Annotated in this window: 11 protein-coding genes; 1 reads left to right on the forward strand and 10 read right to left on the reverse strand. The window is 39.0% G+C overall.

The window, feature by feature from the left end; genetic code table 11:
• Positions 1-86: 86 nt before the first annotated feature.
• The gene (locus tag F952_RS07770) at positions 87-1,919 is read right to left on the reverse strand and encodes an ABC transporter ATP-binding protein (RefSeq protein ID WP_004925274.1); all 1,833 of its coding nucleotides are present in this window, start codon (positions 1,917-1,919) and stop codon (positions 87-89) included.
• On the reverse strand, positions 1,916-3,727 hold the full coding sequence (locus tag F952_RS07775; protein WP_100222834.1) for an ABC transporter ATP-binding protein: 1,812 nt from the start codon (positions 3,725-3,727) through the stop codon (positions 1,916-1,918). The genes F952_RS07770 and F952_RS07775 overlap by 4 nt, the downstream gene beginning before the upstream one ends.
• Before the next feature lie 283 nt (positions 3,728-4,010).
• Between F952_RS07775 and F952_RS07780 the strand changes: the two genes are divergently transcribed.
• A complete protein-coding gene (locus tag F952_RS07780) occupies positions 4,011-5,063 on the forward strand; it encodes an ABC transporter substrate-binding protein (protein WP_004925281.1) in 1,053 nt (350 codons plus the stop codon).
• Positions 5,064-5,400: 337 nt separating this feature from the next.
• Here F952_RS07780 and F952_RS07785 read toward each other — a convergent pair whose 3' ends face one another.
• Genes F952_RS07785 through F952_RS07820 form a run of 8 tightly spaced genes read right to left on the reverse strand, consistent with a single transcriptional unit; the run spans position 5,401 to position 15,115 of the window.
• Complete coding sequence (locus tag F952_RS07785; RefSeq protein ID WP_004925283.1) at positions 5,401-6,669, reverse strand: acyl-CoA dehydrogenase family protein; 1,269 nt, start codon at positions 6,667-6,669, stop codon at positions 5,401-5,403.
• A 27-nt stretch (positions 6,670-6,696) separates the two neighbouring features.
• Positions 6,697-8,514, reverse strand: coding sequence for an ABC transporter ATP-binding protein (locus tag F952_RS07790; RefSeq protein WP_004925286.1), 1,818 nt, complete (start codon positions 8,512-8,514; stop codon positions 6,697-6,699).
• Positions 8,515-8,516: 2 nt separating this feature from the next.
• Entirely contained in the window at positions 8,517-9,365 is an 849-nt protein-coding gene (locus F952_RS07795) for an ABC transporter permease (protein WP_004925289.1), read from the reverse strand.
• Complete coding sequence (locus tag F952_RS07800) at positions 9,362-10,513, reverse strand: ABC transporter permease (RefSeq protein WP_004925292.1); 1,152 nt, start codon at positions 10,511-10,513, stop codon at positions 9,362-9,364. Before F952_RS07800 ends, F952_RS07795 begins: the two co-directional genes overlap by 4 nt.
• 5 nt (positions 10,514-10,518) lie before the next feature.
• Positions 10,519-12,093 (reverse strand): ABC transporter substrate-binding protein, encoded by a 1,575-nt coding sequence (locus tag F952_RS07805; protein ID WP_004925295.1) that lies wholly within the window; start codon positions 12,091-12,093, stop codon positions 10,519-10,521.
• A 10-nt stretch (positions 12,094-12,103) separates the two neighbouring features.
• Entirely contained in the window at positions 12,104-13,297 is a 1,194-nt protein-coding gene (locus tag F952_RS07810) for an LLM class flavin-dependent oxidoreductase (RefSeq protein WP_004925298.1), read from the reverse strand.
• Between the two features lie 32 nt (positions 13,298-13,329).
• The gene (locus tag F952_RS07815; protein ID WP_004925301.1) at positions 13,330-14,043 is read right to left on the reverse strand and encodes a class II aldolase/adducin family protein; all 714 of its coding nucleotides are present in this window, start codon (positions 14,041-14,043) and stop codon (positions 13,330-13,332) included.
• Positions 14,044-14,056: 13 nt separating this feature from the next.
• The gene (locus F952_RS07820; protein ID WP_004925304.1) at positions 14,057-15,115 is read right to left on the reverse strand and encodes an ABC transporter substrate-binding protein; all 1,059 of its coding nucleotides are present in this window, start codon (positions 15,113-15,115) and stop codon (positions 14,057-14,059) included.
• Positions 15,116-15,136: the final 21 nt, after the last annotated feature.

The following is a 15,136-nucleotide window of genomic DNA, read 5'->3' on the forward strand; positions in this document are numbered from 1 at the left end:
ATTTAAACACAAGAATCATTGTTTAAATTTAAACAATGATTCAAAAAAATGTTTATAAAACTACAGTTGCTAAATTTGCAAATCGTTTAGACAACTTGATTTTGTAAATATGACTGATATAACTGAAAATAAGCTGACTGCTGTTGTATTAAGTGATCATGTGAACCTTCTTCTACAACATAACCATTTTCAATCACGACAATTTTGTCGGCCTTGCGAATAGTACTCAGCCGATGAGCAATCACAATACAGGTTCTATTTTGGCATAAGCGTCTGAGCGCATATTGTATTTTTTGCTCGGTATAGATATCGATTGCTGAAGTAGCTTCGTCTAGAATTAATATTTTGGGGTTTGCTAAATAAGCACGAACTAAACAAACAAGTTGCCTTTGTCCATGACTAAGATTTTTACCAAGTGCTCCAACTTCGGTTAAATAGCTTTGCGGCAGTTGTTGCAATATCTCATCCGCTCCTAAGTCTTCAATCACTTGGATAAGTTTCTGATCTGAAGCATCAGGTTGAACTAGACGTAAGTTATCTAAAATTGTTCCACTAAATAGAACATTATCTTGTAACACAATACTCACATGCTGTCTTAAACTTCCAAGATGAATATCCTGAATTGGATAACGGTCTAGGAAAATTCCACCCTGCTGAGGTTCATAAAATCGCGTTAGCAACTGAACTACCGTACTTTTTCCATGTCCTGTTGGCCCTACAATCGCAATGATTTGTCCAGCTTCAATTTCCAAATTAAAGTTTTGTAAAACAGGTTTTTGGGTATAAGCAAAATTTACCGACTGAAATCGAATATGACCATTTAACTGTTCAAGCTTCGCAGCATTCGGTTGTTCTAGAATCGTAGATTGAGTGTCTAAAAGTAAAAAAATACGTTGTGCACATGCCGCCCCATTGGCATAACGTTCAAATAAATCGGTCAGTTCCTGTAAGGGTGCTAAGAATAAAAATACATAGAAAATACTCTCTGCAAACTGCCCTATACTAATCATGTCATCACTATAAGCATAACTGCCAATCACAATAAATCCGGCTGTGGCCAAAGTCGAAAGCAAACCTGTAAAAGGAGCAAACCAACTGGTCCGCTTGCTGCCATAAATAATAGAGTTATTAAAGTCTTTTAATAATTCTTGATAACGAGATTGATTGGTTTGAGTATAATTTAACTGCTGAATGATTTTTGCTCCATTTACTGTTTCAACCAAATGAGCAGTAAATCGACTGCGTTCCTCCGCAACTCGTCCCCAATGTTTTTGTGATGACTTTTTAAAAATAGCGGTCATTCCAAATAAAATGGGTAACGTCGCAAATAAGCACCAGAAAAATGGTGGATAGATATGCCAAAGCAGTACTGAAGCTAATCCGCAACGCAAAATTGCCGAAAGTAACTCTGGTGGTCCTTGTATTAAAACAGGCTCTAGTGTTTCGACATCACGATCAGCCCGTGAAATAATCCTGCCTGCCTTAGTACGATCAAAATAGCCAATATTTAAACTTTGGATATGCTGAAATAATGAACGTCTTAAACCATTAATTACTTTCAAAGCTGCTCGGCCTGAAAGATATTTTGATACGCTCGCTAAAGCAAAACGACAAATCCAACTTAGGGTTAAAATGCTAATCGCAATAGATAAAACAGGCTGATTCAATACCATTTTTTCAGCAATGTGTTGAAAGCCCGAATCTAAAATATATTTTACTACCCAAGGCCGAACAAAAACGCTCATCACTTGTAAAATTTCTACCGCAATTAAAGCAAGCAGCAAGTAACGGATGGGATAAACTAAAGGAATAAGTTTTTTTAGCATGCCTCTATGAATTGAGGTATTTGCCAAATTTTCTTCAATTTGTAGATCAGCTGATTTTGCAAATGAGCGGAAATTTTTAACACTTGTATTCATGCATCAATCTCCTGCTGCTCTAACTGAAAACCCATCAGCTCTCGATAAAATAAACAGTCTTTAACTAGTGCTGCGTGCGTACCTTGGGCAATGATGTGACCCTGATCAAGCACAATAACGCGGTCAGATAAAGCAATCGTCGTTTGTTTGTTAGAGTTAATAATGATTGTTTTGCTAAAATGGTTTCCATTATCAGAAAGTACAGATAGACGCTGTAAAACTTGTTTTTCTGTAGTCGCATCTAAGGCGCTAGTAGAGTCATCTAGCGCTAAAATTGGTGAGTTTTTCAAAATAGAACGGGCCAAAGCTAGTCGTTGTTTCTGTCCTCCCGACAAAGTAACTCCCTTATCCCCAATCAACGTATCTAAGCCATCATCGAGTCTTAATAAGAGTTCAGATGCACAAGCTAAATGTAAAGCCTCTTTCATCTCTTGCTCCGTTGCATCTTGCTTGGCAACTCTTAAGTTATCTGCCAAAGCGCCACTAAAAAAGAAATTCTCCTGAGGAATGATCTGAACCAAATGACGTAATTCAAATAGGCTTAAGTCTTTAATATTCAGCCATCCCATTTGCTTAGAACCAATCAAAACTTGTCCTTCTGTCGGGTCAATAAATCGATTGAGTAAATTCATCAAAGTCGTTTTACCTGAGCCAGTTTTACCTACAACAGTAACGATTTCACCTGCTCGAAATTCAACACTGCATTGCTTTAAAATATAATTTTTTGTTGTTTTATCCTGAAAGCTGACATTTTCTAATCTAATGTTTAATTCATCACGCCATTCCAACATGAGAGGATATTGCTGATCTTCAATTGCGGACTTCTCATCTAGCATTTGCCAGATTCTTGTTGCAGACGAACGCGCATCAGCAAAAATATGTAAGACTTGACCAATGCTTTCAATACGAAACACCAATAAATTTGCCATGAGAATGGCAGCAACAAATTGCCCCACTTGCAACTGATTTTGACCAATTAAATAAGCACCAAATGCAATGACCCATAAGTAAGAACCCGCAATAATCACTTGCGGAATAGGCAAGCGTTTTGCACTTGTCTTGATGGTCTGAATAGAATGATAAATAAATAGATCTACAGCATGGTTAAAACGTTGTAAAAGCTTCTCTTCGAGTTGAAAAGCTTTAACTACCCGAATTCCATTCACGCTCTCTGCCAAGGTATCGCTGACTTTTTCGTATGCAGATGCAACTTGATGGTCCAGAACGACTAATTGATTGGTCAGTTTAAATAGAACCCAAAGCCCTAAAAAAATAAATAATAAGGGAACAAGGCCAAGCCCAGGATGATACCAACACAAGAGCCCAATGGTTACGGTAACAACCAAACTTGACTCAAACACTTGCCGCCAAAAGTTAATGAGTGCTTCTTTTAACTTATCTGAATCACGTGTTGTGCGTGATAATACCTCTCCCAACCCATGCTTCCAGTGCCATGAAACATCTAAATGCTGTACTTGGCTAAATATTCTTTCTCTTAAAATACTCAGTAGTTGCTGACCAATGCTTAAAGCACTTAACCCTGCCAGATACTGAATAACAGCTCTAATACTGGCAATACTCGTAAGTAAAATGAACCAAAACCAAGGATTTAAAGGATCATTAATAGCATGCTGAAATAAGGTTTCTCGTTCACTATGTTTTAAGGTATCAATCGCATGTCCGATTGAATATTGTTGAAGTGCTAACCCGATATTCGCAATAATAAATAAAGTCGCCGTCAATAAGAAACGAAATGGCATGAAACGATATAAAGCCAAACTTCGTAATAATGGATAATTTTCAAACATAAAAGATAGTAAAAATTTAAGATTCCATTTTATTGCCAGATTCATGCCAAATTAGTGATCTGCAAAAAAAATTTAAATCATTGTTTTATATTGTTTTTATATGGCGCTATTTATATAGGTGTTGTTTTTAAAACACCTGCGGAATTCTTGTGTTGTAATCGCAACAAATTTTGATATATCAACATCATAAAAAAAGATATTAAAAATAATTCATAAATATCAATAAATTAATGAATGGCATCAATTTTGCTTTAAAGCATGAAAACCTCAAAAGGATGTCACGATGACAACACTTCAAACTCAACCATTAAACACACTTTGGTATACACGCTGCCCTGTACCAACTGGTCTAGGCATTTCAATTCAAAAAGGTTGGTTCAAAGAAAAGTTTAATGAGCAACAGATTGAAATAAAATCAATTCGAGAATCAAACTCTAAAGATATTCGCAACTCTCATTTTAACCACACCCTTGCCAATTCAGTTCGACATGGCGGTAGTATTCCAGCCATCTGGGCATATGCATCTGGTCAAAAAACCAAAGTGATTGGCTTATCTTGGGCGGATGAAGTTCAATTGTTATTAACGCGCTACGATTCAAATATCAAAACTGTTGCAGATTTAAAAGACAAACGGTTTGGTATTCCTTCGAATCAAGATGCAATTATTGATTTCTCACGTGCACAGGCGATTCGTGGTCTAGAGAATGCCTTAAAAACGGTAAATTTGAAGGTAACTGATCTTGAGTTAGTCGATTGTTTGCGAGCAGATATTTTAGCCGCACAGCAACAACAGCCTGAAGAAAATGATTCAAGTTTTTATGGTAATCGCAACAAAATCAATGCAAGTGCAGAGATCGTAGCATTAATTAAAGGTGATGTTGATGCTATTTTTCTAAAAGGTGCACACGCTGCGCAAATTGCTCATGATTTCGCCCTGCATACCATTATTGATATTGGCTCACATCCAGACCCTATTCTACGCTCTAATAATGGAACACCAAGAACGCTGACTGTAGATGAAGATTTTCTAACACAATATCCAGAGCAAGCCCAAGCGATTGTCGATGCTGTTTTACAAGCAGAACAATGGGCCCATGCACATGCCGATGAAACCCATCGTTATTTGGCAAAAGAATGTAATAGTAGTGAGCAATGGGTTCATGCGGCGTATGGTGCAGATGCGCATCTGAAACTGAACACTAACTTTGATGAGACTTCCATTATTGCTTTACAAGACCTGAGTGACTTTCTCTATCGCTGGAACTTTATTCCTGCACAAATTAATGTTCGTAAATGGCTGGCGCAGGATATTTCTATTCAAGCTCAAGTAGCGTAACGATACAAAAAGCAAAAAGGTTGTCTTGATGACAACCTTTTTTATTTTTAGCATTCAAATTCAAGTAACCGTAAACTATCGTAGTAGTTAGCATCGGTAATATTAATCTCTTTAATAACAATTATTTTAACGGAATCTTATCGAGTTTTATCCAATTTTAGGATTAGCTTTCAGCTGGAGTTACTTTGGTTTCGCCCAAAGTAACCAAAGGCATTGTCACCTACAAAACCTGTTCTTTTCTTGGATTTATTAAAACCTCTCGTAGAAACAGTCTCTTGTTTAAACCATGCAGGTTGCAGATGACGTTTCCGAGTATCATATTTACTTTCAAACTCGGTTATTTACTAAATTTAGTCACATTTTCCGCCTGCTTCTTTAGAAGTACGGAGTTGTATTCTCCTGGTGGAATATTATTTAAATAATAATTTCCAACATGATAGAGCCTCCAGCGAATTGGATCATGAGTGGTATGGGTTCGTGCATTACGCCAGAAACGGTCTAGATTCCACTTCGACAAGGTTGAACTTGCCCCGAGTAATCCAAAAATTTCACTCGAAATTTTTAAAGATGCATGATCAGACTGACTTCGTGTAGCAGCAACCGATAAAATCAGTTCTGTTTGTAAGTCTTCATCTTCTACATTTGCCAAATGCTGTTCAAAAATCTGTGCCGAACGATCCAATAATGCCTCGGCTGAACGAACCAAAACAGCAAACTCACCAATTTGTTTAATGATATGAGATTCATGTGTAGGTGAATCGACGCCACTTTCCACCCATGGACGAGCATGATGTTGTAAATAATCAATCCCGCCTTGTAATGCCCCTTTGGCAATTCCTGTGTCCATTGCAGCATGTAAAATCTGAGGCCAAGTAAGCCCTGTACGTAAAACCGTACCTAAACCACCTGTATTTCGTTTGGCCACATAACGTTCATCAACAACCACATCTTTAAAATTAACAGTGCCACTGACGCTATTATTTTGGCCCATCGCATCCCAGTCATTGAGCAACTCTACTCCCTGCGTATCTCGATGAATTAAAATTGAAACTGGTCCGTCATCACTACCCGCAAATAAAGAAATCCATTCTGCAAGTAAAGAACCCGTAGAATAGAATTTACTACCGTTTAAAATTAATTTTCCTTCTGAGTTTCGCTCTACTCGCGTCTTATGCTGGAATTTATCTTTACCACCCACTTCTGCAAGTGCATTGCCCAAACGTTTTCCACTTAATACATCGGCAAGTAATTGATCACGGATTTCATCGTCATAGCCAGTTAAAATTCCTCGGAACATAGTGAAGTGAATCTGTAATAACTGCCCTACACCACCATCGGCAGATGAAATAATTTTCACCACATTCACTAATGTTGAAATACTGGCACCTAAGCCTCCAAATTGCTTAGGTACAATAATCGCGGTTAAACCAGCTTCTGAAATTAAACGCGCCTGATCATAAGGTACGGTCTTGTTATAACTTGGGTTTCGAGCAAATTGATTCAGTTGATTTGCCATCTCTTTTGCAATTTCAAGTGCTTCTTGCTCGCTTTGAATGTGTCTTACGCTACCTAATTTTAAAAAACTGTGTTGGTTAATATCATTCATTTTTAACTCCAGAAAATCTGTTCTTCTTTATGCACTAACTTCAATTAGGTTGTTTTTAAACAAGCTTGGCGCATGTGTAAGCAAAGTTTTGGTATATGTATGTTGAGGATGACTCAGCACTTGATCTGTTTCACCATATTCAACAATATGTCCATTTTTTAATACGGCGACTCGATCTGCGATTGCACGAACAACCCCTAGGTTATGGGTCACAAATAGTAAGGTCACACCTTGCTGCTGGAGGTCTTGTAGCAGTTTTAAAATAGATGCCTGAACTGAAACATCCAAAGCAGAGGTAATTTCATCACAAATCAAAACATCCGGTTGGCACAGCAAAGCTCGTGCGATAGCCACACGTTGTCGTTCTCCACCCGATAAATCTCTGGGATAGAGTTCCTGAACTTGTAGAGGCAGAGAGACTTGTTTAAGTATCTGTATGACTTTTTCTATGGCTTCTTGTCGAGATGCTCCAAAGAAATGCTGCACAACTTTAATTAATGTCTGACCAATCGTATGCGCTGGATTCAAGGCTTTATAAGGGTTTTGAAAGATATATTGCAGTTTATGTCGCTGCTGCAAATGACGCTGTTGCCCACGCAAGGATAAGACTTCATCTGCTAATGTAATTTGTCCATCTGCATTTTCATTCAGGCCAGCAATTACACGTGACAAAGTTGTCTTACCTGAACCCGATTCACCAACCAACGCTAAACATTCGCCTTTTTTGAGTTGAAATGAGATATCAAAAAGTGCCTGTTGCTGCCCATACCATGCATTAATATGTTCAACTTTTAGCAGTGCTTCTCGATCAGCTTCTCGTTCAATAACCTGATGATCAATCTCTTTAAAATTAATCACACCAACATGATCCGAATGATGACAAGCAACAAAATGTGGGTCAAACTCATCTTTTAATTGAGTTAATTCAGGTTGTTTTTGACGGCATATGTCTGTGGCGAAACTACAACGTATTGCAAAAGCACATCCCGCTGGCCGCTCATTTGGTGACGGCGCGTGCCCTTCAATCGGAGATAAATATTTACGAATGGCCACATCGGGAATGGCGTTCAGTAAACCTTGTGTATAAGGGTGTTTAGGGGTTTCAAATAGTTGGGTTAATATCGCATCTTCAGCAATTCGCCCTGAATATAAAACAATCACTCGATCAGCAATGTCTTTTACAACTGTTAAATCATGCGATACATAAATAGCAGCAACATTATATTCACGACATAATTTACGAATGATGTTCAACACCAAAGTCTGCGTCGTCACATCTAGGGCGGTCGTTGGCTCATCTAAAACAATCAAACGTGGCTGTAGCAAAAACGCCAATGCCAATAAAATTCGTTGTTGTTGTCCACCTGAAAGTTGATGGGGATAACGCTTGAGAAATAGCTTATCATGAGGTAATCCCACTTCATCTAAAATTTTGGCTACTTTCAGGTATTTTTCAGCACTTGATAACTGTGCCTGATGGACTTCTAATAATTCAAATAAATGTTGACCAATACTTAATGCTGGGTTGAGTGCCGTTCCAGGATCTTGAGCGACATGACTAATTTTATAGCCACGAACCTGACGTAAAGCATGATCATCTAAACTGAGAATATCCTCATCATCCAGTTCGATTGTGCCTTGAATAATCTTGGCACCATGCCGTGCATAGCCCAATAAAGCACTTGATAATGTCGTTTTACCAGAACCACTCTCCCCGACCAGACCTAGAACTTCACCTTCTCGCAAGTTAAATGAAATATTAGAAACGATATAATTACCGGTGTTTACCAATGCTACGGTTAAGTCTGTTACGGTCAATACGCTTTTTTTAAATGTATTTGCCATATTTATTTTTCCTCAATCCGAGCTGCTGCACGTCCAACGCCCTCTGCCAATACATTGGTTCCAAGTGCAAACAAAGCAATTAAAATGACAGGAGTAAATACGGCCCATGGTTGAACTAATAAACCAGCGCGATTTTCATTAATCATGAGCCCCCAATCTGCTGCTGGAGGTGCCACGCCATAACCCAGAAAAGCCAAACCTGATAACATCCCCACTGCCCATGTCAGCATCACACCAAGATGAATGAGTAATGGTGTCAACATATTGGGTAAAATTTCACGGAATAGAATATAAGTTTTTGAATAACCAAGAATTCGGGCAGCTTCGATATATTCCTGTTCCACTAGGTTAAGTGCAACGCTTCGTGCAAGACGTACAACTCCAGGAATAAAAGCAATTGAAACTGTTAAAACAATGAGCCAAGGCTGTCGACCTAACATCGAAACAATAAGTAAGACCAAAATAAGATCAGGAAAGGCCATAAAAACATCAGTCAGCCAAGTTACGAACTGATCAATCTTATTTCGGGCAAAAGCAGCGAGTATGCCCAAACTAGAACCAATCACTAATGCGACCAAACTGGCAGCCAGTGTCATCCAGATAATTGAAGCACCGCCAGCAAGTACACGTGACCAAACATCATGACCAATATAGTCATAACCTAAAAATGATTTTTCTTCAGGTGGTCCATAAGTCAAGCCGACCAATGCAGTGGGCTCAAAGGGAACTAAGAATTGTCCAACCAGTGCAAAAATCAAAACTAGAGTTGTAACTACAAAGCCAAAACGTACTTGTCTTTCACGGATTAATGTTTGAAAAAAGTTTCTTTGATACCAATGAAGTGAGCTCATTTCCCACCTCCTTGCTGAATATTCTTTAGAGCATTGCGACGATCGACAGGTTTTACCGTAATTGGTCGGCCAGATTTCCATAAACGTAATGCCTGACGGCGTCCTGGCGAACGTGCTTTATGTCTTTTTGCAGTTCGTATTTTTGGAGTGAGTAAAGTCGTGATTAAATCTGCAATTAAATTAACCATCACCACACAAATGGTGAGCAATAAAACGATTGCTTGGATGGTCGGGATATCTCTCATTTCAATTGCTGCATTGAGCGCATTACCAATGCCAGGGTAACTGAAAACCACCTCAATAATGAGAGCACCACTCAGCAAAACTCGTATGGTCAATGCTGTACCCTGTACCACAGGAACCAATGCATTAGGTAAAACATGTTTCCAAATAATCCGGCGCTCAGGAATACCTCGCAGTCGTGCAGAAGTTACATATTCTGACTCTAATGCATCAATCATAGAACCACGTACTAAGCGCATTAGATAAGGTGTGAGTGATAAAGCTAAAGTTAAAATTGGTAAAATTAAAAACTCTAATTGACTATAAGGCGACTCATTAGGAATTAACAGCGATGCAGCAGGCAATACGTGTAAAACCGATGTTGAAAAAAACATCATTAACCAAATCGCAATGACGAATCCTGGCACTGCTTTAAAAACGATAGAGCTTGAGACAACAATTCGGTCGAGTTTACTATCACGATGAAGCGAGAGCCACACACCTAACACGACTGAAAGCGGTACAGTAACAACAATTACGAGACTCGTAAGCGCAACTGTATTACCAAAATAATTCTGAATAATTTGTAAAACAGGCACGTTGGAATCAATCGATTGCCCAAAATTACCTTGCAATAATTGACTCAACCAATGCCAGTATTGAAGCAATATCGGATCATTCAGTCCCAATTGTTCACGAAGTATTTGTACCGTCGCTTCAGATGCTTCTGGTCCTAAAATGACGCGAGCTGGGTCAGATGGAAGTGCTTGTGTCGCAATAAAGACAACGAGACTAATAACAAAAACAACCAATATCCCTGACACCAAACGTGTCAAAAACCAAGGTAACCATGCAGGAAATTCAAATGACTTGGTAATTGCTGGTTGTTGAATGGATGCTTCTATTTTGCTGGATTGAATTGTCATATCGGTTACCCTCTGCGCCAGAATTCATCTGTACGCCATGCAGCGAAACCAGTGCGATCAGGTGTTACACCACCAATTTGGTTCGAATGTGCATCAAGGACATTATTAAACCCCCAAATGAGTAAACCACCTTGCTCATGTTGAATATGCTGTGCTTCGTGAACCAGAACTTTTCGTTTTTCTAAATCGGGTTGTTGCAATGCCGCATGCACTAGTTCGGTAAAACGCTCATTCTTAAATCGAGTTTTATTATTTGCCGCACCCGGCCCATCAATTTGCAAAACTGTTAATAAGAAAGGACGTGAAACGTTCGAGCCTGTACTAAATGCCCAATCTTGTTTTACAGCATCCGCAAAAGTAGCAGCTTCAACCTGTTTAACATTAACAATGACACCTGCCTGAGCAGCATGTTGAGCAAAAACTAATGCGGCATTGCTATCTGGCCCTGTATATAAATCGACCTTTAAACTGTTATTAAAACCAGCTTCTTTAAGCAAATGCTTGGCTTTATTCAAATCTTGCTTTCGTTGAGCGATATTGTGGTCATATACAGGATCGCTAAATGAATAAAGATCATTTGCGACTCTTCCTTGTCCAGCTAAAGCCCTTTTAACTAAATCGTCTCTATTAGCAATTAATCTAAAAGCTTGTCGTACCCGAGCATCATTGAACGGTGCTTTAGACGTATTCATATCAAATGATTGCCAAGCATCGGTTTCCGATGAAACTAGATTTAGCCGTTTATTAGACTGAATTAGAGCAATATGCTCAGCACTTACGCCAGAGGCAATATCAATTTGGCCGGATTGCAAAGCAGCAAGGCGCCCTGTCTGATCCTTAAAATCAATAATTTCTATTGCATCTGCATAAGGTTGATTTTCTTTCCAGTAATTTTCAAAACGAATAAAACGTGAACGCTGACCAGGTGTAAAACTTTCAAGCTTAAATGGGCCAGCTCCAACTACATTTTTAACTGGATCATAATCTGTAGGAACAATACCACCCCAGCTCATCCACGCTTCTGGTAAAGCAACCAATCCCTTTCCCTGAGAAAAAGGAATTTCAACAGTGTATTCATCACGCTTTTTAATTGCATCTCTTTGTAAAGAATAAAGATAAGCTGCAAATGGTGAGGCAAGTTTGGGGTCAGTTAACCGTCTTAAAGAGAAAATGATATCATCAGCTGAAATGGTTTTACCATGATGAAACTCAAGCCCTTTTTTTAGACGAATAGTCCATTTCGTCCCATCATCATTGGGTTCAGCAAATTCAGCAAGAGCAAGTTTTGGCTGAATATCTCTACCCCATTCCCATAACTTCGCGTACAAAGGCCAACCTCTAAACGCACTAGACATACCAATTGGTTTATGCGCGTCGAGATTACCTGCTTGGTTACCATTGATCACTCCAATTTTGATCACACCGCCTTTTTTCGGCGTATCACTTTGGGTTATAGCGGCAGTAGTACTTTCAGAGGATGAAGAATCAGGTTTAGAACATCCTGTGAGGCTGATTGCAGCAAAAGCACCAACACCTAATCCAGTTTGTTTAATGAGTTCCCTACGGGTAATTTTATTCATACCTTCTCCCTTAAACCACGACTTCTTGATTCAAGTGGGAATCAATAGATGAATTTCTATTTAGCTTAGGCAACTCAAAACCATGATTAAGCTCCAATAATGGGAACAATAAATCTGCTACACGATAGGCTTCTCCTATTAGAGGGAAACCTGACAAGATAAAAGCTGATACGCCATAGCTTTCATATTCTTTAATCCGTTTGGCAATATTTTCAGCACTACCAACTAAAGCAGTCCCTGCGGCAGGATTTAAAATATCGAAACCAAATAAAGATGGACCAGTCCAAACGTTAGGATAAATTTCAAAATCTTTAGCTTGAGGCAAAATGCCTCGACGTAATTGCTCTAAGTTTTCTTGAATAGATGGATTATCACTTCGATAACTTTCAAAACTTTCGTTTGGAGGAAGCTGTCGTTTAACGGCTTCAATTGCATAATTTACATCAATCTTGTCAAGTAATGACTGAGCGTATTGCCAAGCCTCTTCTTCTGTTTCCCGAACAATAATTTGTAATCGAGTACCAAACTCTAAAGTTCGGCCAATTTTTGCTGCTTCGGCCGCAACTTTACTAAACTTTTCTCCAAGTAACGGCGGTGTATTCGCGAAGCTTAAATAAACATCTAATAATTCAACAGAATGCTGAACGCCTTTGGCAGAAGTTCCTGCTCCCCATAGAGGAACTCCCTGTTTTTGGGTCGGGCCACGCCATCTCGACATTGGTGATCCACTATCTAGGCGCGGAGAAATTTGAATAAACTCGCCCTCAAATCCCGAGGTATCCCCTAAGTAGTTTTGCTGAAATACACTCCAGTACTCTTTACTAAAGTCATAACGCTCATCATGCGTATAGTGAATACCTAAAGCTGCCAAGCCTTTATCATTTCCATTAACGACATTAAATAACAAACGACCTTTAGAAAATGCATCAAAAGTTTGGGCATATTTTGCCAGAACTGCTGGTTGGACTTCTCCAGGATGTTGAGCAACTAGAAACTTTAAACGTTCAGTAAATGGAATTAAACTTGCAGCAACAGCAATTGTTTCATACTCGCTAGTCCCCATCAGTGAACCATAAAAACCAAGTCGATCCGCAGTAATCGCAATCTGTTGCAAGTGTTCGTAATCCGTATCCCACCGTCCAGATTCCAACCAAGGATATGGCCCGTCTGGAGAAGTGAGGTACCATAAAAGTTTTACAGCCATAGTATTCTCGATCTTTATTTTTAAATCTTTATCTAATTATTCAGAGGAAGTAAGCCTAGAGATTTTGCTTTTTCAGTCAATCCGCTCATCTTCCATTGCTGATGTAAAACCCCTTGTCCATATTCTCTGCTTCCACCAATTAACTCCGCAAGCAGCTGAATTTGAGCACCTTCTTCAAGCAATAAAATAAACTCAGCAGTTTCTTGTAGTCCTTGGCGTCCCCATACAGTTGCTCCACCATTAGCTTCCAAGATGGCTCGATATTCAATATCAACTTTGAGCTGATCTAAAATAAAATCTACTTCGGCTTGACGACGATCAATATAAACTGGCAACTCTTTAAATAAATGGAAGCGTTGAACAGGCACATAACGAATCGGTAAAGTACGATGGGTTTGCGCCCAGGCACCCAAATTCGGCGCGTGTACATGGGATATTGTTGTGACATCCACATGCTCGCGAAAAAGCTTATTGTATCGACCACCTGCAGTTTTTCTGCCTAATAAAACTTCACCGTCAAGCGTTTCAACCAATACTTTACTTTTTTTGTCTTTGGACCAAGGCCCAGCATAGTTAAAAGTGATCAAGGTATTATCAGGTCCACGTTCAACAAAATTCACTGTTCCATTTGCCGTGATTGTTTTAGTTTCACGAAATACTTCAAAAGCAAATTCAGCTTTTTCTCGGTTCAAATCGATAAAATTATTTACTGCATTAGAAAGAGGAGTTTGTATAAGTGTTGTCATAACTAATATTCCATTAAAGTTGTTTATTCTGGCGGCGTTTTAAAACTTCGAGCAATGGTCTATGATCAACCCAATTATCAATATTGACATCTCGCTCTAAAAAGCCATGCAACCAAAGAAAATCTTTTTGTTGTTTTAAAAGCTCTAATCGTTCTGTGCTTAACGAAGGATGCAATGATTTATGAAAATTATTGCGATAAGCTGTGGCAACACTTTCCGCCCCCGCAATTGTTTCATCTTGAAGTATGGTCAGTACCTCATCTAAATGATCTTGTGCCCAATCTGCTGTATCAAATAGTTCTTCAAGAAAATCGACTACTACATCAAAATGATCTTCCAACAAATCTTCATGAACAGTAATGGGACGTGGCGTTCCATTATTCACACGAGAGGTTATGTCAGGAAATTGATCTAAATCAATGCCAACCTTTAAACCGCGTTTTGTTGCTGCCTCAACAGCGGATGCGCCTTTCACATAAACGGCATCTACTTGACCTGTAATTAATGCATCAAGGCCCGACCAATATTGACTTGCATCACGATTCTCTTTACGCCCTGCACGTTCAGGTACTTCAATGAAATTTACATCTCGAAAACTAAGATTGGCAAGCTGTAAAGCACCACGAATACCTTGTAATGACATGGCCCTAAATATACTGCCAGCTCGTTTATCAGCGTATTCCGGTAAAGCAACTTTCGCATTTAGTAAATGCTCTGGCTGGCTGATGTCTGAATCAGGTCGAACAATAATAACTTGCCATTCATCAATCCACGTCAAACCAATCAGTCGGCTTGGAGCACCTTCAGAACGCGCAGCTAATGCAGGTACATTTCCACCTTCTCGAAAAAGAGCTGGCAATTGGTGATCAAAATGATGAACCGATAAACCTTTACGCGCATCTTGCAAGACGGCAACATCAATACCGTGCTTTTCAAACTTTTTAACTAAAGTACCGCGTTTTAATGAAATACCTGTTGCTGTAGGTACTGGACATCGAGTGACCCAAATTTCAGACAGGATGTTTTTTACAAATTCTTTAGAATTTTCTTTTTTATTTACTACAAGTGACATACGGATTCCTTAGGATAATTC

Source organism: Acinetobacter baylyi DSM 14961 = CIP 107474, assembly GCF_000368685.1.
Lineage (GTDB): Bacteria > Pseudomonadota > Gammaproteobacteria > Pseudomonadales > Moraxellaceae > Acinetobacter > Acinetobacter baylyi.